Annotated in this window: 18 protein-coding genes; 8 read left to right on the plus strand and 10 right to left on the minus strand. The window is 70.0% G+C overall.

What is annotated here, in order from left to right:
* The first annotated feature begins 20 nt into the window (after positions 1-20).
* From HJ588_RS05295 to HJ588_RS05310, 4 genes are read left to right on the plus strand one after another with little or no spacing between them, the layout of a single operon-like run.
* Positions 21-1,076, plus strand: coding sequence for a hypothetical protein (locus tag HJ588_RS05295; RefSeq protein ID WP_171152741.1), 1,056 nt, complete (start codon positions 21-23; stop codon positions 1,074-1,076).
* The gene (locus HJ588_RS05300) at positions 1,073-2,170 is read left to right on the plus strand and encodes a CbiQ family ECF transporter T component (protein WP_171152744.1); all 1,098 of its coding nucleotides are present in this window, start codon (positions 1,073-1,075) and stop codon (positions 2,168-2,170) included. Before HJ588_RS05295 ends, HJ588_RS05300 begins: the two co-directional genes overlap by 4 nt.
* Complete coding sequence (locus HJ588_RS05305) at positions 2,167-3,738, plus strand: ABC transporter ATP-binding protein (RefSeq protein ID WP_171152746.1); 1,572 nt, start codon at positions 2,167-2,169, stop codon at positions 3,736-3,738. Before HJ588_RS05300 ends, HJ588_RS05305 begins: the two co-directional genes overlap by 4 nt.
* Entirely contained in the window at positions 3,735-4,595 is an 861-nt protein-coding gene (locus tag HJ588_RS05310) for an ECF transporter S component (protein ID WP_171152749.1), read from the plus strand. Before HJ588_RS05305 ends, HJ588_RS05310 begins: the two co-directional genes overlap by 4 nt.
* Before the next feature lie 134 nt (positions 4,596-4,729).
* Here the strand turns inward: HJ588_RS05310 and HJ588_RS05315 are convergent, their stop codons facing one another.
* Together HJ588_RS05315 and HJ588_RS05320 are read right to left on the minus strand one after the other, a co-directional pair.
* Positions 4,730-5,566 carry an aldo/keto reductase gene (locus tag HJ588_RS05315; protein WP_171152751.1) on the minus strand — a complete coding sequence of 279 codons (837 nt, stop codon included), beginning with the start codon at positions 5,564-5,566 and terminating at the stop codon, positions 4,730-4,732.
* A gap of 583 nt (positions 5,567-6,149) precedes the next feature.
* Complete coding sequence (locus HJ588_RS05320) at positions 6,150-7,979, minus strand: phosphoenolpyruvate carboxykinase (GTP) (protein WP_171152754.1); 1,830 nt, start codon at positions 7,977-7,979, stop codon at positions 6,150-6,152.
* A gap of 308 nt (positions 7,980-8,287) precedes the next feature.
* Here HJ588_RS05320 and HJ588_RS05325 point away from each other — a divergent pair, with 308 nt between their 5' ends.
* Positions 8,288-9,448, plus strand: a complete 1,161-nt coding sequence (locus HJ588_RS05325) for a calcium:cation antiporter (protein ID WP_343036602.1) — start codon at positions 8,288-8,290, stop codon at positions 9,446-9,448.
* Between the two features lie 36 nt (positions 9,449-9,484).
* On the opposite strand, the gene HJ588_RS05330 is transcribed toward HJ588_RS05325, so the two are convergent.
* The 6 genes from HJ588_RS05330 to HJ588_RS05355 form a co-directional block, all read right to left on the minus strand.
* Positions 9,485-10,630 carry a magnesium and cobalt transport protein CorA gene (locus HJ588_RS05330; RefSeq protein ID WP_425483528.1) on the minus strand — a complete coding sequence of 382 codons (1,146 nt, stop codon included), beginning with the start codon at positions 10,628-10,630 and terminating at the stop codon, positions 9,485-9,487.
* 32 nt (positions 10,631-10,662) lie between these two features.
* Positions 10,663-12,048: a class II fumarate hydratase gene (locus tag HJ588_RS05335; protein WP_171155421.1), complete on the minus strand. Its 1,386-nt coding sequence runs from the start codon at positions 12,046-12,048 to the stop codon at positions 10,663-10,665.
* A gap of 153 nt (positions 12,049-12,201) precedes the next feature.
* On the minus strand, positions 12,202-14,577 hold the full coding sequence (locus HJ588_RS05340; RefSeq protein WP_171152756.1) for a glycoside hydrolase family 65 protein: 2,376 nt from the start codon (positions 14,575-14,577) through the stop codon (positions 12,202-12,204).
* Positions 14,574-15,311 carry a beta-phosphoglucomutase family hydrolase gene (locus HJ588_RS05345; RefSeq protein ID WP_171152758.1) on the minus strand — a complete coding sequence of 246 codons (738 nt, stop codon included), beginning with the start codon at positions 15,309-15,311 and terminating at the stop codon, positions 14,574-14,576. The genes HJ588_RS05340 and HJ588_RS05345 overlap by 4 nt, the downstream gene beginning before the upstream one ends.
* Positions 15,312-15,493: 182 nt before the next feature.
* Positions 15,494-16,279, minus strand: a complete 786-nt coding sequence (locus HJ588_RS05350; RefSeq protein ID WP_171152760.1) for a Clp protease N-terminal domain-containing protein — start codon at positions 16,277-16,279, stop codon at positions 15,494-15,496.
* Positions 16,280-16,347: 68 nt separating this feature from the next.
* Positions 16,348-16,554 (minus strand): helix-turn-helix domain-containing protein, encoded by a 207-nt coding sequence (locus HJ588_RS05355; RefSeq protein ID WP_171152762.1) that lies wholly within the window; start codon positions 16,552-16,554, stop codon positions 16,348-16,350.
* Positions 16,555-16,834: 280 nt separating this feature from the next.
* Between HJ588_RS05355 and HJ588_RS05360 the strand changes: the two genes are divergently transcribed.
* Together HJ588_RS05360 and HJ588_RS05365 are read left to right on the plus strand one after the other, a co-directional pair.
* A complete protein-coding gene (locus HJ588_RS05360) occupies positions 16,835-18,253 on the plus strand; it encodes a sugar porter family MFS transporter (RefSeq protein WP_171152764.1) in 1,419 nt (472 codons plus the stop codon).
* 39 nt (positions 18,254-18,292) lie between these two features.
* On the plus strand, positions 18,293-19,234 hold the full coding sequence (locus HJ588_RS05365; protein ID WP_171152766.1) for a GNAT family N-acetyltransferase: 942 nt from the start codon (positions 18,293-18,295) through the stop codon (positions 19,232-19,234).
* A gap of 3 nt (positions 19,235-19,237) precedes the next feature.
* On the opposite strand, the gene HJ588_RS05370 is transcribed toward HJ588_RS05365, so the two are convergent.
* Complete coding sequence (locus HJ588_RS05370; protein WP_343036603.1) at positions 19,238-20,695, minus strand: amino acid permease; 1,458 nt, start codon at positions 20,693-20,695, stop codon at positions 19,238-19,240.
* A 254-nt stretch (positions 20,696-20,949) separates the two neighbouring features.
* On the opposite strand from HJ588_RS05370, the gene HJ588_RS05375 reads away from it, so the two are divergent.
* On the plus strand, positions 20,950-23,487 hold the full coding sequence (locus HJ588_RS05375; RefSeq protein ID WP_171152773.1) for a S53 family peptidase: 2,538 nt from the start codon (positions 20,950-20,952) through the stop codon (positions 23,485-23,487).
* Between the two features lie 12 nt (positions 23,488-23,499).
* Here HJ588_RS05375 and HJ588_RS05380 read toward each other — a convergent pair whose 3' ends face one another.
* Complete coding sequence (locus HJ588_RS05380; protein ID WP_171152775.1) at positions 23,500-24,561, minus strand: 2-dehydropantoate 2-reductase; 1,062 nt, start codon at positions 24,559-24,561, stop codon at positions 23,500-23,502.
* Positions 24,562-24,573: the final 12 nt, after the last annotated feature.

Genomic DNA, 24,573 nt, shown 5'->3' on the forward strand with positions numbered 1-24,573 from the left:
CCCGCCCCGAAAGGACCACCATGGTCGCCGCCCCGTCGCGCCTGCTGCGCACGGCCACCGCCGTCGCACTCGCCGGCTCCGCGACCACCCTCGCGTATGTCGGCAGCGCCGCCCCGGCGCAGGCCGCCGGCTACAACGGCTACTGCAAGGACGCCTCGGGCGTCACGGTGGTCGTCGACTTCGGCGCGATCGGCAAGGGGATCGCCGTCCGGTGTGCGCCGGTCGGGGCGGGCGCGACCGACCTGGACGCGGTGCAGGCCGCCGGCATCCCGATCGAGGGCAGCCGAACCTACGGGCTGAGCGTCGCCTGCCGGCTGTATGGCGAGCCGGCCGCCTCCCGCACACTGCCCGGCGGCTACCACGAGAGCTGCATGCGGATGCCTCCGACCAACGCCTACTGGAGCATCTGGCAGGCGTCGAACGGCGGCTCGTGGAGCTACGCCCAGAGCGGGGTCTCCGGTCAGTCGGTCACCCCGGGCGGCTTCGTCGGCTTCTCCTTCGTCACCGGGAGTAACGCGGCTCCACGGGTCGCTCCGAAGCGCCCGGGTGGCGCCGCGCCCGCGCCCCGGCCGAGCAGCACCTCGAAGCCCGCTCCGAAGACGACGGGCGCCACCGACCCGGCTGCGACCAACCCACCGGCGGGCGGCCGCGATGGGTCGAAAACCACTGCGCCGCAGGCGGGTTCGAGCGCCAAGCGGTCCGCGGCGGGGTCGGCCGGCTCCACCGCCGGGAAGCCGTCGGCCGCACCCGGCTCGGCAGGGGCGAGCGCGGCGGCGTCATCTCCGTCGGCCGCGGGACCGTCATCGGCGTCATCTTCGTCGGCTGCGTCCGCGAAGGCGTCGTCGTCCGCAGCGTTGTCTTCGTCGAGCTCGGCCGGTGCGAGCGCCACGGGGTCCGGCGGTGCCGTCGCGGCTGGCGGCCCGACGATCGGCGACAGCGACAAGCTGATCAACGACGCCACGAAGGACAACTCCTCCGGACTCAACGCCACGACCCTCGTCGGCGGCGGGGTGCTCGCCGCGCTCGCGGTCGGCGGCGCGGCGATCGCGATCGCCCGGCGCCGCACCTCGGGGTGAAGCGGCTGCCGCGCTCGGTCCACCCGGTCGCCTGGTGGATCTGGGCGCTCGGCCTCGCGGTCGCGGCCGCCTGCACGACCAACCCGATCCTGTTGCTGCTGCTGATCGGCGTCTCCTGCTTCGTGGTCGTGCTGCGCCGCGGGGACGCGCCGTGGTCCCGGTCGCTGCGGGTCTACCTCGCGCTCGGCGCGACGATCGTCGTGATCCGGCTGGTCTTCCGCGTGCTGCTCGGCGGCCCGGGCGGAGGCACCGTGCTGCTCGACCTGCCGTCGATCCCCTTGCCGGCCTTCGCCGCCGGCGTCCACCTGCTCGGCCCCGTGCACCTGTCCGCCCTCCTCGACGGGCTGTATGACGGCCTGCACCTCGCCGCCATGGTGATCTGCCTCGGCGCCGCCAACTCACTCGCCAACCCCAAGCGTCTGCTGAAGTCGGTGCCGATGGGGCTCTACGACATCGGCACCGTCGTGGTTGTTGCGGTTTCGGTCTTCCCGCAGCTGGCCGAGAGTCTCGGCCGGGTGCGTCGTGCGCAGCGGCTGCGGCACGACCCGGCCACCGGCCGACGGCACCTGGTGCGCATGACGATCGTGCCGGTGCTGGCCGACGCACTGGACCGTTCGCTGGCCCTCGCGGCCGCGATGGACTCGCGCGGCTACGGACGGCACGGCGCGGCCTCACCCCGGCGACGGCTCGTCGCCGGCTCGATGACGATCGTCGGACTGATCGGCGTCTGCGTCGGCGCCTACGGGCTGTTCGACCAGCAGGCGCCGGCGGCCCGGCGGTGGCCGGTCTTCGTGGCCGGCCTCGCGCTCGGCGTGGCGGGTGTCGCCGTCTCCGCCGTCGGCCGCCGCGTGACGCGCTATCGGCCGGATCCCTTCGACCTGACCGCGATCGGCGTCGCGGCGAGCGGCGTCCTGTCCGCTGTGCTGATGCTGCGGGCGACCGGCGTCGCCCCGGCCGACCTCAATCCGGCGACGCTCCCGGCAGCCTGGCCGGTCTTCGGGCTGCTGCCTCTCGTCGCCGCCTGCGCCGGGCTGCTCGCCGCCGCGGCCGCACCCGCGCCGGTGCTGTCGCGCACCTCGGAGGCGACCGCATGATCGACCTGCAAGGCCTCGGGGTTCGCTACGGCGACGACGGTCCGGCGACTCTGCACGACGTCGACCTGCACATCGACGAGGGCGAGCTCGCCCTCCTCGTCGGCGGCACTGGTGTCGGCAAGTCCACCCTGCTCGGCACGATCAACGGTCTGGTGCCGCACTTCACCGGCGGCCGGCTCTCCGGCCGGGTCACGGTCGCCGGCTACGACACCCGCACGCACCCGCCGCGCGAGATGGCCGACGTGGTCGGTCGGGTCGGGCAGGACCCGTTGACCGGCTTCGTCACCGACACCGTCGAGGACGAAATCGCTTATGGCATGGAGCAACTCGCCGTCCCACCGGCGACCATGCGCAAACGGGTGGAGGAGGTGCTCGACCTGCTCGGCATCGCCGACCTGCGCGCCCGGCCGCTCGCGGCGCTGTCCGGAGGGCAACAGCAGCGCGTCGCGATCGCGGCAGCGCTGGCGGCGGCACCGCCAGTGCTCGTGCTCGACGAACCCACCTCCGCGCTCGACCCGGGAGCGGCCGAGGACGTGCTGGCCGCGATCACCCGCCTCGTGCACGACCTCGGCACCACCGTCGTGATGGCCGAGCACCGGCTCGAACGCGCTGTGCAGTTTGCCGATTCGGTCGTCGTGCTGCCCGGGGGCGGCATCGTGCGTGCGGGCGATCCCGCCACGATGATGATCGACGCACCGGTCGCGCCTCCCGTCATACAACTGGGACGGCTGGCCGGCTGGTCGCCACTGCCGCTGTCGGTGCGCGATGCCCGTCGTGCGGCGCGGCCGCTCCGGGATTCCCTCACCGCGCCGGCGACGAACCAACGGTCGTCGGGGGACGTCGTGCTGCAAGCACGCGGCGTCACCGTGCGCTATGGCGACCGGGTCGCGGTGCGACAGGTCGACCTCGACCTGCACGCCGGCAGCGTGACCGCACTGATGGGCCGCAACGGGTCGGGCAAGTCGTCGCTGCAGTGGGCGTTGCAGGGCAGCGGGCCGCGTGCCGCCGGATCGGTGCGGGTGGACGGCGTCGAGGCGGCGTCGCAGCGTGCCCTGGTCGGGCTCGTGCCGCAGACCGCGTCCGATCTGCTCTACCTGGACAGCGTCGACGCCGAGTGCGTGGCCGCCGGTCCGCGGGCCCGCGGCATACTCGACGCACTCGCGCCGGGCATCGACGGCGCACAGCACCCGCGTGACCTGTCCGAGGGGCAGCGGCTGGCGCTGGTGCTGGCGGTGCAGCTCAGTGGCGGTCCGCGTGTCGTGCTGCTCGACGAGCCGACCCGCGGGCTGGACTACCGCGGCAAGGCCGCGCTCGTGCGGCAGCTGGAAACCCTTGCGGCACAAGGGCACACGATCATGGTCGCGACGCACGACGTGGAGTTCGTCGCGCAGGCGGCCGACCGGGTCGTGGTGCTGGCCGACGGCGAGGTCATCGCCGACGGGCCGACCGCGGAGGTGATCGCCGCCTCACCGATCTTCGCGCCGCAGGTGGCCAAAATCCTTGCCCCGCAACCGTTTCTCACCGTCGAGCAGGTGGCGCGGGCGATGGATGAGGGGGCCGGCCGATGACCTCGACCGCCCGTCCGGCCGAGCCCGAGCGCGACCTGGTCGCCCGGCTCGGCGGCAGCGCTGTGCCGCTCGGGCCGCGATCGGTCGTCGCACTCGTGCTCGCCTCGGTCGCGGGCCTGGCGATGTTCGCGTGGCCCCTGCTGGCGCATCCGGCGACCGGTGGGCAGGCGCACGCCGGCGATGCCCCGTTGATCTTCGCGATCGCGCTGCCGATCCTCGTCCTCATCGTGCTCGCCCAATTTGCCGATGGCGGAATGGATTCCAAGGCCCTGGCGATGCTGGGCGTGCTGTCCGCCGTCGATGCGGTGCTGCGCCCTGTCGGCGCCGGCACCGCCGGCATCGAGATGGTGTTCTTCCTGCTGATCCTCGCCGGCCGGGCGTTCGGGCCCGGCTTCGGGTTCGTGCTCGGCTGCACGTCGATGTTCACCTCCGCGCTGCTGACCGCCGGGGTCGGACCGTGGCTGCCGTTCCAGATGATCTGCTCCGCCTGGATCGGCTGCGGTGCCGGCCTCCTGCCGCGCCGGGTGCGCGGCGTGCGCGAGATCGTCATGCTCATCGGCTACGGCGTCGTCGCGGCCTACCTCTTCGGCGCCCTGATGAACCTCTACTTCTGGCCCTTCGTCGCCGGCACCGACCTCGCCGAGCACGCCAACCTCGCCTACGTGCCGGGCGCGTCGCTCTGGACCAACCTGCACCGCTTTGGCGTCTACACGCTGGTCACCTCGACCGGCGGCTGGGACACCGGCCGGGCGATCACCAACGCGGTCGCGCTCGCGGTGCTCGGACGTCCGGTGCTGTCGGTCCTGCGCCGCGCCGCCCGCCGCGCCTCCTTCGACCCGCTCCGCAGCGCCAACTGACTGACCCCTCCGGACTGCGCCCCACCCCCCCCTCGCCGAGAGGCCCACTTATCGCCGAGGGGACCACTTATCCAGCACATTTTCCGCCCGCATAAGTGGTCCTGTGGGCGATAAGTGGGCCTGTCGGCGCGGGGTTACATCTCCTCGTGGGTGTTGGGGTCGCCACCGAAGAGCCGGCCGTCGGGCTTGCCCAGGGCGGTGATCGCGTCGACCTCGGCGTCGGTCAGCTCGAATCCGAAGATGTCGAGGTTGGCGCGCTGGCGCTCGGGTGTGGCCGACTTGGGCAGCGGCAGCGACCCGATCTGGTGGTGCCAGCGCAGGATCACCTGTCCGGGCGTGACGTCGTGCGCGGCTGCCGCGTCGGCGACCGGCCGCTCGTCGAAGGGCGCCTGCCGCTTGCCCATCGGGCTCCACGCCTCGGTGCGAATCCCCAGGTCCTCGTTGACCTTCCGCATCTCCGTCTGCGGGAAGTAGGGGTGCAGCTCGATCTGGTTGACCGCCGGGATCACTCCGGTCGCGTCGATGATCTGCCGCAGGTGCTCCTTGGTGAAGTTGGAGACACCGATCGTCGTGACCAGCCCCTCCTCGCGCGCCGCGACCAGCGCCTTCCACGCCTCGACGAACTTGCCGACGCTCGGGTTGGGCCAGTGGATCAGGTGCACGTCCAGGTAATCGATCTGCAGGCGCTCGAGCGAGCCGCGGATCGAGGCGAGGGCATCGTCATACCCGTGGTCGCGGCCCGGGATCTTCGACTGCACCTGCACCCGGTCGCGCGGGAGGCCGGAGCGGCGGATCGCCTCCCCGACCTCTCGTTCGTTCTCGTAGTTGACCGCGGTGTCGAGCAGTCGGTAGCCGGACTGCAACGCGCTGGTGATCGCCGCGACGCCGTCGTCGCCCTTCAGCGGATAGGTGCCGAAGCCGATCGCCGGGAGTGTGCTGCCGTCATTGAGGGTGTATGTCGGAATGCTCACCCCCGCAACGCTACTCGCTGCGGATCAGCTGCGGCGCGTGGCCGCGGGAAGGACCCGGGTGCCTTCGGCGCGCACCGCCTGCAGGTCGCGCGGGTGCCCCGGCATACGTTCCCCCGACGCCGGGCACCCGGAATGCAACCCGCGAAAAGCTGCGATCTCACTCGGAATTGCGCAAACTCCGGTCGAACACCGGATGGCCGGCGAGCTAGCCGCAGGTCAGTTTGGGCAGGGCAATGCTGATGTCGTCGGTGGGGTGCTTGCCGTTGCCCTTGGCACTCAGGGTGAAGGTGAGGGTGACCGAGACCGGTCCGTTCGCAGTGGCGGTGTAGGTGCACCTGCGGCGAGCGTGCGCCGCGACATACCGCGATCAACGTCGGTCATGATTACCCCACCTGGACGATCGTCAAAATCGCATTCAAGGTAATCGACGGATAATTTCGCGGCCACCAATTTGCAGAACTTAGCTGGCCTGGCAAAGCACGTGGGCGCACGCATAAACGGGCTCGTGCGGCGATTGCCGCACGAGCCCGTTTCCCCCGGCGTATGACGAGCCGGTCCCGCGGGGCCCGGCCCCGCGCGATGACTACATGCCGAGACGCGCCTTCAGGCCGTCGAGTTCGACCTGCAGCTGCGTCGGCAGCGCGTCGCCGAACTTGGCGAACCACTCCTCGATCTGCGGGATCTCGGCCTTCCACTCCTCGGGGTCGACCGCGAGCGCGGCCTCGACCTGCTCGGGCGTGAGGTCCAGGCCCTCGACGTCGAGCGACTCCGGCGTCGGCACGTGACCGATCGGGGTCTCCACTGCTGCCGCGCGGCCCTCGATGCGCTCGATGACCCACTTCAGCACGCGGGAGTTCTCCCCGAAACCCGGCCACAGGAAGTCACCGTCGTCATCGCGGCGGAACCAGTTGACGTAGAAGATCTTCGGCAGTTTCGCCGCGTCGGCGTCCTTGCCGACGTTGATCCAGTGGCCGAAGTAGTCGCCGGCGTTGTAGCCGATGAACGGCAGCATCGCCATCGGGTCACGGCGGACGACGCCGACCTGGCCGACCGCCGCTGCGGTCGTCTCGGACGAGAGGGTGGCGCCCATGAAGGTGCCGTGCACCCAGTCACGCGACTCGGTGACGAGCGGCACCGTGGTCTTGCGGCGGCCACCGAAGAGGATCGCCGAGATCGGCACACCCTGCGGGTCGTCGTACTCGTCGGCGAGGATCGGGCACTGCGCGATCGGCGTGCAGTAGCGCGAGTTGGGGTGCGACGACAGCTCCTCGGAGTCCGGCGTCCAGTCCTCGCCCTTCCACGACGTCGCGTGGGCCGGCTCGTTCTCCAGGCCCTCCCACCAGACGCCGAGGTCGTCAGTCAGCGCGACGTTGGTGTAGACCGAGTTGCCCTTGGCGAGGGTGCGCATCGCGTTGGGGTTGGTCTTCTCGTTGGTGCCCGGCGCGACGCCGAACAGGCCGAACTCGGGGTTGACCGCATAGAGGCGGCCGTCCTTGCCGAAGCGCATCCAGGCGATGTCGTCACCGAGCGTCTCGACCTTCCAGCCCGGGATCGTCGGCTCGAGCATCGCCAGGTTGGTCTTGCCGCACGCGCTCGGGAAGGCCGCGGCGACGTAGTAGACCTGCTGCTCGGGGGAGATCAGCTTCAGGATCAGCATGTGCTCGGCGAGCCAGCCCTCGTCGCGCGCCATCACCGAGGCGATGCGCAGCGAGTAGCACTTCTTGCCGAGCAGGGCGTTGCCGCCATACCCCGAGCCGTAGGACCAGATCGTGCGCTCCTCGGGGAACTGCACGATGTACTTGGTCTGGTTGCACGGCCACGGCACGTCCTCCTGGCCGGGCTCGAGCGGCGCGCCGAGCGAGTGCAGCGCCGGCACGTAGTTGGCCGAATCGCCAAGCTCCTCAATGCGATCGAGCACCTTGGTGCCGCAGCGGGCCATGACGCGCATGGACGCCACGACATACTCGCTGTCGGTGATCTCGACGCCGAACATCGGCTTCTCCGCGTCGAGGTGGCCCATGACGAAGGGGATGACGTACATCGTTCGGCCCTTCATCGACCCCCGGTAGAGATCGGTCATGATCGCCTTCATCTCGTCCGGCGCCATCCAGTTGTTGGTCGGGCCGCAGTCCTTCTCGTCCACCGAGCAGATGAACGTGCGGTCCTCGACGCGCGCGACGTCGGTCGGGTCGGACGCGGCGTAGAAGCTGCCCGGGTGGGTCTGCTCGTTAAGCCGGGTGAAGGTGCCGGCCGCGACCAGCTTGTCGGTGATCTCTTTCCACTCCTCATCGCTGCCGGTGATCCATTGCACCCGGTCGGGGGTGGTGAGCGCCGCGACCTCGTCGACCCAGGCGGCGAGGCCGGGGTGGGAGGTGCCGGTGCCCGCCGGCGCGGTGGGAGTGTCGGTAGTCATCGAAAAGACCGTCCTTGGTTGTCGGCTCGGGTGTGGCCGGCCGCCCCTCACGGGTGACCCGGTGGAACCACTTCCGCGAACGTACGCCGCGCTCCGGGGCGTCTCCAACCAGTGAGTCCCGCGCAAATGTGATCCGTGTCACACATGTAATGGGGTTTGTTCACTTCGTGGTGGGTGCTGTTCACGTCGGCGTCGAAGCGCCGCCGCGCCACACAATTTCCAACAAACTCCGCCTAGCGAAGATGAGCGATCGGACGTATGGCGAAGCGCCCGAACCGGCCCGGGCCGGGTCCGGGACAATGGTGCGGGTGAGCCAGTCCCGAGTGCCTTCGCTACTGACCCGCTGGACCGTCTGGGCGCCGATACTGGCGCTGGTCCCGCTCCCGTTCACCTGGGGTAAGCACATCGGCCCTGCCTGGATCGTGATCGTGGCGGTGCTGCTCGGCGCGTCGGTGCTCGCGGCCGTGCACCACGCGGAGGTGGTGGCCCATCGGGTCGGTGAGCCCTTCGGGTCGCTGGTGCTCGCGGTCGCGGTGACCGTGATCGAGGTGGCGCTGATCGTGACGCTGATGGTCAGCGGCGGCTCGGACGCGAGCACGCTCGCGCGGGACACGGTCTTCTCGGCGGTGATGATCACCTGCAACGGCATCGTCGGAATCTCGTTGCTGGTAGGGGCGATTCGGCACGACACGGTGACGTTCAACGCCGAGGGCACGGGGGCCGCGCTCGCGTGCGTGCTGACCCTGGCCACGGTCTGCCTGGTGCTGCCGACCTTCACCTCCAGCGTGTCCGGCCCGGAGTTTTCCGGCTCGCAGCTGACCTTCGCCGCGATCGCCTCGCTGGCGCTCTACGGGCTCTTCGTGGTCACCCAGACGGTGCGCCACCGCGACTTCTTCCTGCCGGTGGCGCGCGAGGACTACCGCCCGCTGGCGGTCGGGCCGACCGGTGGCGCCGGCCCGGTCGACGACCCGAGCACGCAGGAGTATGACGGGGAGCACGCCGACCCGCCGAGCAACCGCGAGGCGCTGCTCAGCCTCGGCATGCTGCTGGTCTCACTGGTCGCGGTCGTCGGCCTGGCGAAGGTGGAGTCCAAGCCGATCGAGGACGGCGTCGGCGCGCTCGGGCTGCCGCACTCCTTCGTCGGCGTGATCATCGCGCTGCTGGTGCTCGCGCCGGAGACGCTGGCGGCGGTCAACGCGGCGCAGCGGGACCGCCTGCAGATCAGCCTCAACCTCGGCTACGGCTCGGCGATGGCCTCGATCGGGCTCACCATCCCGGTCATCGCGCTCGCCTCGATCTGGCTGCCGACCCCGCTGCACCTCGGCCTGGGCTCGACGCAGATCGTGCTGCTCGCGATCACCGCAGCGGTCGGGATCCTCACGATCGTGCCGGGCCGGGCGACGCGGTTGCAGGGCGGCATACACCTGATCCTGCTGGTGGCGTTCGTCTTCCTCGCCGCCAACCCCTGACCTGCGTCTGCGGTCCCTGCTCCGGATGACCTTCGGTCACAACCACTTTCGTCTGCGGAAGACCAGGAAGAGCACGCCACAGACGACGAGCATCAGGCAGAGCGCGATGGGATAGCCGACCGGCCAGGACAGCTCCGGCATACGCTCGAAGTTCATCCCGTAGATGCCGCTGATCAGCGACGGTGCGAAGAGGATCGCCGCCCACGCGGAGATCTTCTTGACCTCGTCGTTCTGCTCCATCCCGGCCTCGGCGAGGCGGCGCATCTCCTCGTTCTGGGTCTGCGCGACCAGGGTGGCGTTGAGGGTGAGGATGTCGGCCAGGTTGCTGCGGAAGCCGTCGACCCGCTCCACCACGCTGGTGGCGTGGTCGGCGACGTCGCGCAGGTTGCGCTGCAGTTCCTCGTCGGTGCCGTACTTGTCGAAGCCGCGCTCCAGGCCGCGCACGATCTGCAGCAACGGCTTTGTGGCGCGCTGCAATTCGGCGACCTCACGCGAGAGTTCGTAGATGCGCCGGGACACCGCGGGGTCGGACTCGAAGACCTGGTTCTCGATCTCGTCGATGTCGTTCTCCAGACCCGCGATGACCGGTGCGTAGCCGTCGACGACGAAGTCGATCATCGCGTAGAGCACGGCCTCGGGACCGAGGGCGAGCAGCTCCGGGTCGGCCTCCAGCCGCCGGCGCACCGGCGCCAGGCTCGGGCGGTCGGTATGACGAACCGTCAGCACGAAGTCGGTGCCGATGAAGATGTGCAGCTCACCGATCTGGACGGTCTCGGACTCGTCCAGGTAGATGGCCGGGCGCAGCACCACGAAGAGGGTGTCGTCGTAGCGCTCCAGCTTGGGCCGCTGGTGGGCGACGATCGCGTCCTCGACCGACAGCGGGTGCAGGTCGAAGACCTTGGCCATGTCGGTGATCTGCGCCTCGGTCGGGTGCACCAGGCCGATCCAGGCCATGGCCTTGTCGGGGTCGTGCAGCCGGTGCATCGCCTCGCGCAGCGAGTGCGGCGCCTCCAGCCGCTGGCCGTGCAGGTAGACCGCCTTCTCGACGACCGACTCCTCGACCGGCACCTCGTCGTCACGGCGCGGCTGGAGCGCGCGTTCGGGCGCGTCCTCTTCCGCCGGCCGGCTGCGCGAGGGCAGCACGGACGTGGGTAGGAACGCACGGTTTCTCCAGCTGGGCACGATGGCCAGAGTAGTGCGCGGGGGGCGGACGGTTACGCCTGCGGGCGGGTCATCGCGAGGACGTCGAGCACGTGGTCGAGGTCCGCCTCGCTGATCGAGCCGTTGTCGACGTGGCCGCGCTCGATGACCACCTGGCGGATCGTCGTGCCCTCCTTCAGCGCCTGCTTGGCGATGGCGGCGGCCTCGTCATACCCGACGTAGTGGTTGAGGGGGGTGACGATCGAGGGTGACGACTCGGCATACTCGCGGTCGCGCTCGACGTTGGCGGTGATGCCGCTGACGCAGCGGTCGGCGAACAGCACCGACACGTTGGCGAGCAGCCCGATCGACTGCAGCAGGTTGTCGGCGATGACCGGCAGCATGACGTTGAGCTCGAAGTTGCCGGACGCCCCGCTCCACGCGACGGCCGCGTCGTTGCCGACCACTTGCGCGCTCACCTGGCACACCGCCTCTGCCAGCACGGGATTGACCTTGCCGGGCATGATCGAGCTGCCGGGCTGGAGGTCGGGCAGGAAGATCTCGGTGAGGCCCGTGCGCGGCCCCGACCCCATCCAGCGGATGTCGTTGGCGATCTTGGTGAGGCCGACCGCGATGGTGCGCAGCACGCCGGAGAGTTCGACCAGTGCGTCGCGCGCGCCCTGCGCCTCGAAGTGGTTGGCCGCTTCGGAGAGCGGCAGGTCGAGATCCGTGGCCAGGTGCGAGATCACCTCTGCGGCAAGGCCTTTCGGCGCGTTGATGCCGGTGCCGACGGCGGTGCCGCCGAGCGGCAGGGCACCGACGCGGGGGAGGGCGTCCTGCAGCCGGGCGATGCCGAGCCGGATCTGCGCGGCATACCCGCCGAACTCCTGGCCGAGGGTGACCGGAGTGGCGTCCATCAGGTGGGTGCGCCCCGACTTCACCACCTCCGCAAACTCGCTCTCCTTGGCCTCCAGGGCTTCGGCGAGGTGCTCGAGTGCCGGGACCAACGTGCGTACGACGGCGCGGGTCGCGGCGATGTGGATCGCCGACGGGAACTGGTCGTTGGAGGAGAAGGGGTCGTTGACGTCGTCGTTGGGGTGCACCGGTGCGCCGAGCGACTCCTGCGCGAGCGAGGCGATCACCTCGTTGGCGTTCATGTTGGACGACGTGCCCGACCCGGTCTGGAACACGTCGATCGGGAACTGCCCGTTCCACTCGCCGCGGGTGACGGCCGCCGCGGCGTCGGCGATCGCCCGCGCCTTGTCGGCGTCGAGCATGCCGCGCTCGGCGCGTGCGGTGGCCGACGCACCCTTGATCGCGGCGAGCGCCGCGATCAGCTCCGGGTCGATGCGACGCCCGGAGATCGGGAAGTTCTCCACCGCGCGCTGGGTCTGCGCACGCCACTTGGCCTGGGCCGGCACGCGGACCTCACCCATCGAGTCGTGCTCGATGCGGGTCATCAGGGTGTTGGGGGTCCCGTCGCCCTGCGCGGTCTGCCCGCTCGGCTCACTGAGATTGCTCTGCGCGGTCTGGTCGTTGTGGTCGGTCTGCTCGTTCACGGGGGAGCGCTCCTCTTGGTCGACAAGCCTGCTCCCAGTCTGCGCCTGCCCGATCTAGTGCAGCGACCCGGCCACGATCGGCGCGCGACCGACCGGTTGCGTCGGCCGCGGGGTCAGCGGCTTCGGCGGCCGGGTCGGCTTCGACACCGGCTTGCCGGTGCGCAGCAGGAACTTCTTGCCGTAGTGCTTGACCTCGGTGTGGGCGTCCGGGCCGTCCTCGAGGTGGTAGGTCGTGTGGTCGTGGGTCACCTCGACCCGGATCTTGCAGCCGTGCCAGCGCACCGTGAAGGCAAGTCGCGTGATCGCCTCCGGCAGTGTCGGCGCGAAGCTGAGCTCGCCGTGGTAGTCGCGCAGCCCGCCGAACCCGCAGACCAGCGCGAGCCACGCGCCGGCGAGCGAGGCGACATGCACGCCGTCCTTGGTGTTGTGCTCCAGGTCGCGCAGGTCCATCAGCGCGGCCTCGGTCAGGTAGTCGTGGGCCAGCTCGACCTGCCCGACGTCGGCGGCGACGACGGCCTGGGTGCACGCCGACAACGACGAGTCACGGCAGTTGATCGCCTCGTAGTATTCGAACGCCCGCGCCTTCTGCTTGGGGGTGAATTCGTTGCCGCACCAGTGCATTGCGAGCACGAGGTCGGCCTGCTTGACGACCTGCTGCGGGTAGATGTCGACGTAGGGGTAGTGCAGCAGCAGCGGGTAGGAGTCGTTGGTGTAGGTCTCCTGGAAGTCCCACACTCGGTGGTTGGTGAAGTCGGCGTCCTGCATATAGACGTCGCGCTCGGTGTCGAACGGCATCGCGATCGTCTCGCAAGCCGCCCGCCAGTCGGCCACCTCGGCCTCGGTGACGTTGAGCGCCTTCGCCTGCTCCGGCCACCGCTCGGTCACGTCGGCGGCGTAGCGGAGGTTCCGCGCCGCCATCAGGTTGGTGTAGATGTTGTCGTCGACGATCGCGCTGTATTCGTCCGGGCCGGTGACGCCGTCGATGTGGAAGCGCCCGTCGTCGCCGTGGTAGCCGAGGTCGGCCCAGAGGCGCGCGGTGCGCACGAGCAGGGGCAGTGCGACCTCGTGGTCGAACTCCTCGTCGCCGGTCCAGAAGACGTAACGTGCCGCGGACACGGCGATGTCGGCGTTGATGTGGAAGGCGGCGGTGCCGGCCGGCCAGTATGCCGAGCACTCCTGGCCGCGGATCGTGCGCCACGGGAAGGTGATTCCCTTGAGCTTCAACGTCTTTGCGCGCTCTTCGGCGAGGTCGGCGATCGAGAGCCGCCACCACAGCGCGTCGCGCGCGGCGAGCGGGGCGGTCGCCGTCAGCACCGGCAGCACGAACATCTCGGTGTCCCAGAAGGAGTGCCCGTCATAGCCCGGCCCGGTCAGTCCCTTCGCCGGTATGGCGCGGCCTTCGGCCCGGGCACCGGCCTGCAGCACGTGCCACAACCCGAAGCGGACCGCCTGCTGCACGACCGGGTCCCCGTCGACCTCGACGTCCGCGCCGTCCCAGAACTCCTCGACATAGGCCTGCTGTTCGGCGACCAGTCCGTCCCAGCCGGTGTGCAGCACCGCGGACAGCGCGGCGTCGACCTGGTCGCGCAGAGCGGGCAACGTGCGCTGCGAACTCCAGCCGTAGGCAACGAATTTGGTCACCCCGACGGTCTCGCCCGGTTTGAGCTCGGTGCCGATGGTGGTGCGTGACCAGTTGGGTTCGACGTAGGTGTTGCTGTGCACCTTGTCGCCGTGCACGATGTGGTCGCAGGCGGCGGCCAGGCGCAGCTCACTCGCCCGGGTGCAGTGGATCAATGACGACCGGTTGCCGCTGAAGGAGTGCTCCTCCGGGACCAGCGGGTCCTTCAGCGCCGCAGCGACCCGCGGGTCCTTCGAGGTGACCGGAATCTCTTCGTTGGAAACCATTTCGGACTGGATGACCACGCGCAGCGGCTGGTCGACGGCCTCCACGGAGTAGTCGATTGCGAGGATCGCGCGCTGGGTGAAGGACACCAGCCGGGTGGACCGGACCCGCACCTTCTTGCCAGCCGTCGTCTCCCAGATCAGGTCGCGGTGCAGCAGCCCGGTGCGCATGTCGAGGGTGCGCTCCTGGTGCCGCACGACGCCGTAGCGCAGGTCGAGCGGCTGGTCGTCGACGAGCAGGCGGATGAGTTTGCCGTCGGTGACGTTGACGACCGTCTGTCCCTCCTCCGGGTAGCCGTAGCCGGCTTCGGCGTAGGGGAGGGGACGCTTCTCGTAGAACGAATTCAGATAGGTGCCAGGCAAACCCGACGGGTCGCCCTCGTCGTAGTTGCCGCGCACTCCGATGTGGCCGTTGGACAGCGCGAAGACGGACTCCGACTGCGCCAGGTTGCCGGGGTGCAGCCCGATCTCACGCACCCGCCACGGCTCGACCGTGAACTCGCTCTTGGTGTCGGGGCCGGTCGTCATGCGTTCTCCTGATCGATGAGTTCTGCGAGGTCCTGGACCACGATGTCGGCGCCGTTGCTGCGCAAGGCATCGGCGTGACCCACCCGGTCGACGCCGACGACATAGCCGAATCTGCCTGCACGCCCTGCCTGTACGCCGGAGACCGCATCCTCGAAGACGACTGCCTGGTCCGGCGTCGCGCCCGCGAGCTTCGCCCCGGCGAGGAACGAGTCGGGGGCGGGTTTGCCCTTGATGCGTTGCTCCGCGAGCGTCACGCCGTCGACGCGACCCTCGACATACTCGCCCAGCCCGGTGACGTCGAGGACCATGCCGGTGTTGGCGCTCGACGACACCACGATCCGGCGCAGGCCGGCCCCTTTGGCGAGCTGCAGGTAGCGGCGGCTGCCGTCGTAGACGGTGACGCCGTTCTGCGTGATGGTCGCCTGGACCAGGTCGTTCTTGCGGTTGCCGAGACCCCAGACCGTCTCCTTGGCGGGCTCGTCGTCGGGGTCGCCGTCCGGCAGCTGGATGTGCCGGGACGCCAGGAAGTCACGCACGCCGTCCTGCCGCGGCTTGCCGTCGACATATCGGTTGTAGTCGTCGTCGGTGAACGGCTGGAAGTCGTTGCCGTCCTTGCGTTTCAGGTAGTCATCGAACATCTGCTTCCAGGCGGTGCGGTGCACGCTGGCCGTGTCGGTGAGCACTCCGTCGAGGTCGAAGAGGCAGGTGGTGATGGTGTCCGGCAGACCGAGCATGGCGGCGGCTTCCCTGGTCGAGGCGTTCTTCCTGGGGCTGCCCGGAGTGAGGTCCGATGGAGCAGTCCAGCTGGCAGGCTAGCGCCGCGACCCGGGCCCGCCAAGGACGTGCGTAGCGTGGCGATGGCCGCGGTCGGCAGCGAACTGCCGAACGTGGCCATCGGTATGCCGGGGCGATCCGGTCAGGCGGTCGGCGCCTTGCCCGCGAGGTCGTCGGCATCCGTGATCAGCCGCTGCGGGTCGTCCGCGGTCTGCACCACCGCCGCGACGACGGGGTCTTCACTGTGCAGCAACGCCGAGAGCAGCCGCGCGCCGCTCATGCTCGGCGGCCGGCCGGTGCCGAGTCCGGCGACCGCGTCCGACCGGAAGTCCTCGCCGAGCCGGCGCATGACCTCCTGCAGGTGCGGATTGACGCCACCGAAGAACCGTCGGCTGCGCGGGCCCCGGCGGCCGCGGCCGCGGGGGCCGAAGTCGCCGAAGTCCTCCGCGAAGGGTCCCCACGCGGGTCCGGCGGGGCCGCGGTGCTGGTGGCCACCCGGACCGCGACCGCGCCCGCGGCCGCCACGCTCACCCGGTGCGCCGCGGCGCGGGCCGCGGCGTTCGCCCCAGCCCTGGGTGATGTCGTCGCCGAAGGTGTCCCGGACGGCGGCGCGGACCCTGTCGAGGTCGATGCCGATGGCGCGCAGCGCCTCCCGGTCGTCGTCAAGACTGCTTGACGCATCGTCGGACTGCGCATCGCCGTCGGTCGTCTCGTCGGGGTGCTCGTCGTGCGTGTCGATCACCACGGCGCGCGCGGACTCGTAGGTGACGCCGTGCTCGGTCAGCACCTTGTATGCCGATCCGCGCACGTTGCTCAGCAGCCCGAGCAGGAGGTGGTCGGCCCCCAGCTGGTCGTGGCCGAGCTCGCGCTGCTCGTCGGCTGCTTGCATCATGGCGATCCGGATCTCAGAGTTTGTTGGGTTGAACATGGTTGTGACTCCTTGAAGTTCGAGGTTTGCTCGGCGCTCATCGGCGCTCATCGGCGCTCATCGGGCGTTTATCGAGCGTGTTTCTGGTGGACGGCCTGCCGGCTCACGTGCAGCACGTCGGCGATCGCCTGCCAGCTCCAGCCCTGCTCGCGCGCATTGCGCACCTGCACGTCCTCGAGGCGGTCGGCCAGCGCTCGGAGCGCCCGCACCGCGGCGAGACCCTGGGCCGGATTGCTGCTGGCGGCTGCTTCGGCCAGTTTCTGATCGTCGTCCATGGATGTCAACTTATCCTGACGCCGCAGCGATGTCAACTAAACATGACAAGCAATCGCTAGCAACTCCTGCACCGACAGGCCCAACTCCGCATCGAGCGGCCCACGAAAACGGGCTCGCGTGCTGGGCCGGTCGGTGCCGTTGTGTGCCTGTCGAGACGAACGCCTGGGAGGTATGGCGAGGGCCTTCCCAACTGATGTCTCCCGTGCGGCCTACGGCGGCCGGTCCGTCGGTTAGCGTTGGCGGATCGAGCCGACCGGACGTGACCGAGGGGGACCTCCCATGACCGCGCAACCCTCCGACGCAAGTCGTGGAAAAGTAATAGCCGCAAGCGTTTCCGCCGCTGTCGGTGCCTTCCTCTTCGGTTTCGACTCGGCTGTCATCAACGGTGCCGTCGACGCGATCGGGAGCGGTTTCGAGCTCGGCGCGTTCATCAAGGGCTTCACCGTCGCCATCGCCCTGCTGGGTTGCGCGGCGGGCGCTTGGTATGCCGGTCAGCTCGCCGACCGGATCGGCCGCAAGAAGGTCATGCTCATCGGAGCGGGGTTGTTCTTCGCCAGCTCGGTCGGCTCCGGCCTGGTCGGCACGGTGTGGGAGTTGATGTTCTGGCGGCTCGTCGGCGGTCTCGGCATCGGCGTCGCCTCGGTGATCTCCCCGGCATACATCTCCGAGATCGCACCCGCCCGGATGCGCGGCGCACTGACCTCGGTGCACCAACTCGCAATCACCATAGGTATTTTCGCGGCTCTGCTGTCCGACGCAGTCCTCGCCAACTCCGCGGGCGACGCGGCCAACGAGCTCTGGCTCGGCCTCAGCGCCTGGCGGTGGATGTTCCTGGTCGGTGTCATCCCGGCGGTCGTCTACGGCGCGCTGTCGATCGCCCTGCCGGAGTCGCCGCGCTACCTGGTGCGCATCGGCGAGGGGCGCGAGGCGGAGCTGGTGCTCACCGACATGGGCGAGCCGCACCCGGCCCGCAAGGTCGAGGAGATCCGCGAGTCGATCCAGGCCGAGGACCGCACCAGCTTCGCCGACATCGCCGGCCCCCGATTCGGGCTGAAGCCGCTGGTGTGGGTCGGCATCATCCTCGCCGGTCTGCAACAGCTCGTCGGCATCAACGCGATCTTCTACTACTCCACCACCCTCTGGAAGTCGGTCGGCTTCTCCGAGGGCGACTCCTTCCGCACGTCGGTGATCACCTCGGTGATCAACGTGACCTTCACCTTCGTCGCGATCCTCTGGGTCGACCGGTTCGGCCGGCGGCTGCTGTTGCTCGTCGGCTCGGTCGGCATGACGATCGGGCTCGGGATGGCGTCGGCGGCCTTCTTCACCGCGCACAAGGTCAACGGCGAGGTGACCCTGCCGCACGGCTGGGGCATCGTCGCGCTCATCGGCGCCAACCTCTTCGTCATCTTCTTCGCCGCCACCTGGGGCCCGATCGTGTGGGTGCTGCTCGGGGAGATGTTCCCCAACACCCAGCGCTCCTACGCCCTGGCGATCGGCACGGTCAGCAACTGGCTGTGCAACTTCCTGGTCTCGGTGTCGTTCCCGTGGCTCTCCGACCGCATCGGGCTCGGCCTGATGTACGGCATCTACGCGGCGTTCGCGGTCGTGTCGTTCTTCTTCGTGCGCACCAAGATCCCGGAGACGACCGGTCAGGAGCTCGAGTCGATGACCGGGCAGACCTATCAGGCGCGCGCCTGATCAGTGGCGTGCAATAGACCAGTGCGGTAGACCACTGCCATGAGTGATGCTCGGTGGCGGCCGGTCGACGCGGCCGAGCTGCCGCAGTGGCGGAAGGCGGCCGCCGGGCATCTGCGGGCGGTCCGCCGCACCGCCGGCGAAGTCGGCTACGACCGCGCGGTCGACGACGCACTCGCGCGTGCGATCACCGCCGACGGTGGCCTCGCCCCCGAGCATGCCGTATGGCGGGTCACCGCCGCGGACACCGCGACCGGGTGGGTGTGGCTGATCCGCCGGCCGGACGTGGTCGTCGTCGCCGACCTGGCGGTGCCTGACGCGGCAGCCGCTGCCGTCGCGGAGAAACTGCCTGACGCCATACGGGATCTGGACCGAAATGCTCTCAGCTTCAGCGTGTTTCGCGGTGATCCGGTCAGTGCGGCTCTTCGCGCGCCCCACGACAAGCTGATCGCCTCGCACCAGCAGATCGACGTCGCCGGGGTGCCGCCCGCGGAGGGCCTCACGCTGCGGCCGATGACCCCGGCGCACTATGCCGACTTCGCCCGCTTCTCGGCCGACCACTACGCCCGGGAGCTGCTGGCCGCGGGCGCCGCGCCCAGCCTTGCCGCCGCGGAGAGTGCGGCGCGCGAGTCCTTCGCGCGGTTGCTGCCCGACGGTCTCGACACTCGCGGGCACTGGATGTGGACGGCCTTCGCGGGCGACGCCGCGGTCGGCATGCTCTGGATCGAGATGCAGCCCGAGCGTGCCTTCATCTTCAACATCGAGGTCGGCCCGGCGCACCGGCGCAAGGGGCACGCCACCCAGATCCTGCGCGCCGGCGCCGAGCAGACCCGCATCGCCGGCCGCGGCACGCTCGCGCTCAACGTGTGGGGTCACAACACCGGCGCGAAGCGGCTGTATGACGCGGCCGGTTATCTCACCACCGACCAGGTCTTCCGGCGCGACCTGCCGAAGCGGCCGCGCCGGAAGCCGGCGGGCGCGTAGGGGTCAGGCGACGCCGGAGCCCTCGTCGTCGAAGACGCTGGAGTCGATGCGTCCCCGCACCACGAACCAGCCGCCGACCATGGCCGCCGCGACCAGCGGCAGGGCCAGGCAGATCGTCCAGGTGCCGATGTCGCCGTCGGTGCCGATCAGCACCAGCACCGCCGCCAGGAAGACCAGCGTGACGATGTTGATCACCGGTGCACCGCCGAGGCGGAAGCCGGGACGTTCGATCTCGCCGCGTCGCGCCTTCCGGACGAACATCAGGTGGCTGATCATGATCATCGACCAGACGCCGATGATGCCGACCGAGGCGAGGTTGAGCACGATCTCGAAGGCCTTGCCCGGCTGCAGGTAGTTGACGACCACGCCGAGGATGCCGACCGCCGCCGTGGCGGCGATCCCGCCATACGGCACGTGGGTCTTGCTCATCAGTCCGGTGAAACGCGGTGCGGTGCCGGCGAGCGACATCGAGCGCAGGACGCGGCCGGTGGAGTAGAGCCCGGAGTTCATCGAGGACGCGGCCGCGGTGATCACGACGACGTTCATCACGTCACCGGCGCCGGTCACGCCGAGCTTGGACAGCACTGTGACGAAAGGAGATTCGCCGGAGCCGAACGACGTGTAGGGCAGCAGCATGCAGAGGAGCACGACGGAGCCGATATAGAAGATCGCGATGCGCCAGATGATCGAGTTGACCACCTTGGGCATCACCTTGCGCGGCTCCGGGGTCTCGCCGGCGGCGACGCCGACGAGTTCCATCGACGCGTAGGCGAAGACCACGCCCTGCATGAGCGCGAACATCGGCCAGGCGCCCTGCGGGAAGAAGCCGCCGTTGTCGCTGATCACCGAGAAGCCGGGTGCGGTGCCGCCGACGTGGTGGCCGGAGACGATGACGCCGATCGCGATCAGCATGAAGATCACGAGCGCGGCGACCTTGATGATCGCGAACCAGAACTCCAGCTCGCCGAAGAGCGCGACGCCGACCAGGTTGACCACGAGCACCACCACCAGGGCGACGAGCGCGATCAGCCACTGCGGGACGTTGTCGGAGAAGAAGCCCCAGTAGTGGAAGTAGAGGGCGATCGCCGTCGAGTCGGCGACCACGGTCGTCGACCAGTTGAGGAAGTGGAACCAGCCGGCGGCATACGCGCCCTTCTCACCGACGAACTCGCGGGCGTAGGACACGAACGCGCCGGACGAGGGCCGGTGCACGACCATCTCGCCGAGCGCGCGCACCACGAAGAGCGCGAAGACGCCGCAGATGGCGTAGCTGAAGATCAGGGAGGGGCCGGCGTCGTGCAGCCGGCCGCCGGCGCCGAGGAAGAGGCCGGTGCCGATGGCGCCGCCGATGCCGATCATCTGGATGTGCCGGCTCTTGAGGCCCTTTGCGTAGCCGGAGTCTCCGGCGTCACGCGGAGCGGCGGGCTTGTCGTGCTCGCGCTGGCTCGCGTCGATGCTCACTGCGGTGGTCCTTTCACACACGTCGACCCCGGCGTGAGTCCGTTGAGCGGAGCCGAGGTCGCCAGGCGACGGTACCCGGAAGTGACGCCGAACACGGAATCGGGCTGCTCCCGCACGAGGGCGAGGGGTGGTGGCGGCCCCATCTCGCGATGCGAGATTGAGGGGGACGAACCGGCCCCTGACGCCCGTCCGGGTCCATCGTGAAAACACACGCTGGTCTGGGGAGGCCGGCATCGGGCAAGAGGGGTCCGCAGATGTCCAGAAAGTCGCGCAGCTGGCTTGGTTGGTCGACGGCGGCGGTTGCCGCCGCCACGGCGGTCGGGGTGCCGGTGACCGCGTCCGCATCAGCATCGGCACCGGCATCGGCACAGATGCAGGTGCGGGTGCCGCGGGTGTGCACCGGTCAGTGGACGAAGGCGCCGATGACGGGGTTGGACCCGTCCTTCCGGGTGCGGTCCATGAAGGTCTTCGAGAGCGGCCAGGTCGTGGCCATCGGCCTCACCGGGCCGGCCGCGGACAAGGCGGCGGTCAGCCGATGGGACGGTGTCCGGTGGGTCCCGGTCGCTCCGCCCGGCATCGCTTTCCCGACCACGGTCACCGGCAGCTCGCCGAGCGACCTCTTCATCACCGGCATGAACGCCGAATACACCGATGTCGTCTCGCATTTCGACGGTAAGCAGTGGACGACGACGAGCCTGCCTCCGGCGTTCACCGATCTGGAGACCGTCACCAGTGCGGTGTCGAACAAGCCCGGTGAGCTGTGGATCGCCGGCGCGAAATTCACCAACGCCGGCGCCGCCCCGATCATCGCCCACCTGGCCAAGGGCACGTGGCAGATCGTGGAGCAGGACCTGGCCAACAGCCCGTATGCCGTGCCGCTCGCGCTCGACATCAGCCCCACCGGCGAGTTGTGGACGGTCGGCGAGGACGTCAGCTCGACGCCGGAGATCCCGATCGTGCGCACACCGTTTGCCGGCAAGCTGACCGGGCCCAACCGGATGAGCCGGGTCGAGCTGCCGCAGGTGCCCGGTCAGACCTCGACCATGCCGCAGGGCCTGGCCTGGAAGCCGGACGGGACGATGGTCGTCAACGGCTGGACCGGGGAGGACTGGGCCTTCCGCGGTTACCCCTACTCCTCGACGCGGAGTCCGTCGGGGCAGTGGTCGCTGCAGGCCCGGCAGGCGGTGACGCCGTCCGGGGTGATGCTCACCGGCGCCGCGCGCATCGGCAAGCGCGTCTGGTCGATGGACGACAACCAACTGCCGTTCTACGACTGGACCGTGCTGTCGGGGCTGGAGAGCAATGGCTGGAGCAGTCCGCAGAACCTGCGCGGCTTCGCCGGCCAGATCCCGGACGCCATCGCCGGGTCGCGACGCGGTGACGGCTGGCTGGCCACCACCGACGGCGAAGGGGACACGCTCTGGAAGATGTGCGACCCGCCCGCGCGCGGTGTGCCGCAGCCGGGCGCGACCGCGGGCGGATCATCCGTGGCCGCAGCGCCCTCCCGGCCGGCGCGCGCCTCCGCCGCGCCGCGCCTCGCCGTCTCTTCTCCGGAGAGCCGTCGCAAGCAGGTGGTCGGCGCGGCCGGTGCGCGGCAGGTGCCCGACGGGGTCGGCGCGGTGTCCGGGCGCGGTCAGAGCGCGAAGTCGCCGCTCGCCGGGCCGGGCATCAACAAGCTGCGCGTCGCCCAACGCGCCTCTGCCACAACGACTTACGTTGCCAAGGACGTGTGTCCTCCGACCGCGAAGGCGGGTGCGATGCGCTGTCAGGCGCAGGTCGTCGCCCGCCGGTCGGGCACGGCGACGACCGCGGCGTCGGCCGATATTCCTGCGGGGTATGTCGCCGAGGACTTCCGGGCGGCATACAAGCTGCCGAAGACCGGGGGTAAGGGCCGCACGGTCGCTGTGGTCGCGGCCTTCGGATATCCAAGCCTGGCAAGCGATCTGGCGACCTACCGGAAGGCGACCGGGCTGCCGCCGTGCACTGTGGAGTCCGGATGCCTGAAGGTCATGGGGCAGGACGGCGGCGCGCCGCCGAGCCAGGTCGACGAGGGCTGGGCCATCGAGCAGGCACTCGACGTGCAGGCGGTGTCGGCAACCTGTCCGGACTGCAAAATCGTTGTGGTGCAAGCAAATCAGCCGGACACGCCCAGCCTCACCGCGGCCAATCAGCACGCTGCCGCGCTGAAGCCGTTCGTCATCAACAACAGCTTCGGTGCGCTGGAGTCGAGCGACGACGTCGTCGGCGCGAAGGATCTTGTGCCGACCGGTGTGCCGCTCATCGCCTCCACCGGTGACGCCGGGCTGCAGCCCAACTTCCCGTCCACCCACCCGTCCGTCATCGGGGTCGGCGGCACCTCGCTGCTGGAGGCGCCGGGCACGGCGCGCGGTTGGAACGAGAAGCTGTGGTCGCTGAGTGGCGGGGGATGCTCGGCGATGCAGGCCAAGCCGGCCTTCGAGCGCCAATCCTTCTGTCTGCTGGGCAAATCCAGTGCTGTCAAGATCGCCGCGGACGCCGACCCGGCGACCGGCGCCGCGGTCTACAGCTCGCTCGGTCTCGGCGGCCAGCCCGGCTGGTATCTCTTCGGCGGCACCAGTCTGGCTGCACCGCTCACCGGGGGGATGTATGCCGTGCGCGGCATCCGTCCGTCGACCGCCGACCTGTGGGCCGGCACGCGCCGCACCAACCCGGTGATCGCGGGCGGCACCAACGGCTGGTGCAAGCCGGCGATCGAGTGCACCGCGTCCGGGAAGTTCAACGGGGCGACCGGATTCGGTTCGCTCGCAGGGTGATCGGGGCTCCCGTCATACGTCGGGGTAGAGGTGGTGGGCCCGGGCGAAGACTCGGGTGAGCCCCAGCAGCCCGTCGATGTATGGCGTTGGTTCCCCCACCGCGCGGGCGATCTCGGTCACCACACCGACGAGGGCGTCGAGCTCGATCGGGCGGCCGGCCTCCGCGTCCTGCAGCATCGACGGGCGCATCGCGCCCAGGCTGCGGGTGATCGCGTGCCGGTCGTCCGGCGCCATGTCGATCGCGAGGCCGAGCCGCTCGCCGACGCGTTGCATCTCGCGCATGCAGCGGCTGGCGAAGTCGAGCAGCTGCGGGTCGGCGAGCACCCGGTCGGTGCTGGTGCCGGTGACGGCGCTGAGCGGGTTCATCGTGAGGTTGCCCCACAGCTTGAACCACACGTCGTGCTGGATGGTGTCGCTGCGCCGGACGGTCAGGCCACCGGCCGCGAAGGCGGCGGCGACGCGATCGGCGACCTCGCTCGTGCGGGCCCGCGGTGCGGGCGAGCCGAGGATGAGTTCGTTGCCCGCATTGTGGTGCACGACACCGGCTTCCGGCCGGCTGGCCGCGAAGTGCACCACCGAGCCGAGCACCCGGTCGGCCGGCGCAACGGCACGCATGCCGGCCGGGTCCAGCGACGGGACCTCGGTCGCGTCGGGCGCGGCGGCCAGTCCGTCGAAGAACCACCACGGGATGCCGTTGGTGGCCGACATCACCACCGCGTCGTCGCCGAGACGGCCGGTGAGCGAGCGCGCGACGTCGGCGAGGGCGGTCGTCTTCACCGCGATGATCACCAGGTCCACGGAGTGCAGGTCGGCATCGGGGGCGAGCAGCTCCACAGGTATGACGCGCTCGGTTATGACGGGCTCGGTGATGACGGGCTCGGCCGGGCGCGCGTCGTCCGGTCCTATGTCGCGCAGTCGCGCGTCCCGCAGGCGCAGGCCGCCGGCGGCCCGGATCGCCTCGGCGTGCGGGCCGCGCGCGAAGGCCCGCACCTGCGCGCCGCCGTCGGCGAGGGCACCGGCGAGCACGCCGCCCACGCTGCCGAGACCGTGGACGAGGACGTTGAGTCGGGGCACCCGGCCAGGCTA

The sequence above is a fragment of the Flexivirga aerilata genome (assembly GCF_013002715.1).
Classification (GTDB): domain Bacteria; phylum Actinomycetota; class Actinomycetes; order Actinomycetales; family Dermatophilaceae; genus Flexivirga; species Flexivirga aerilata.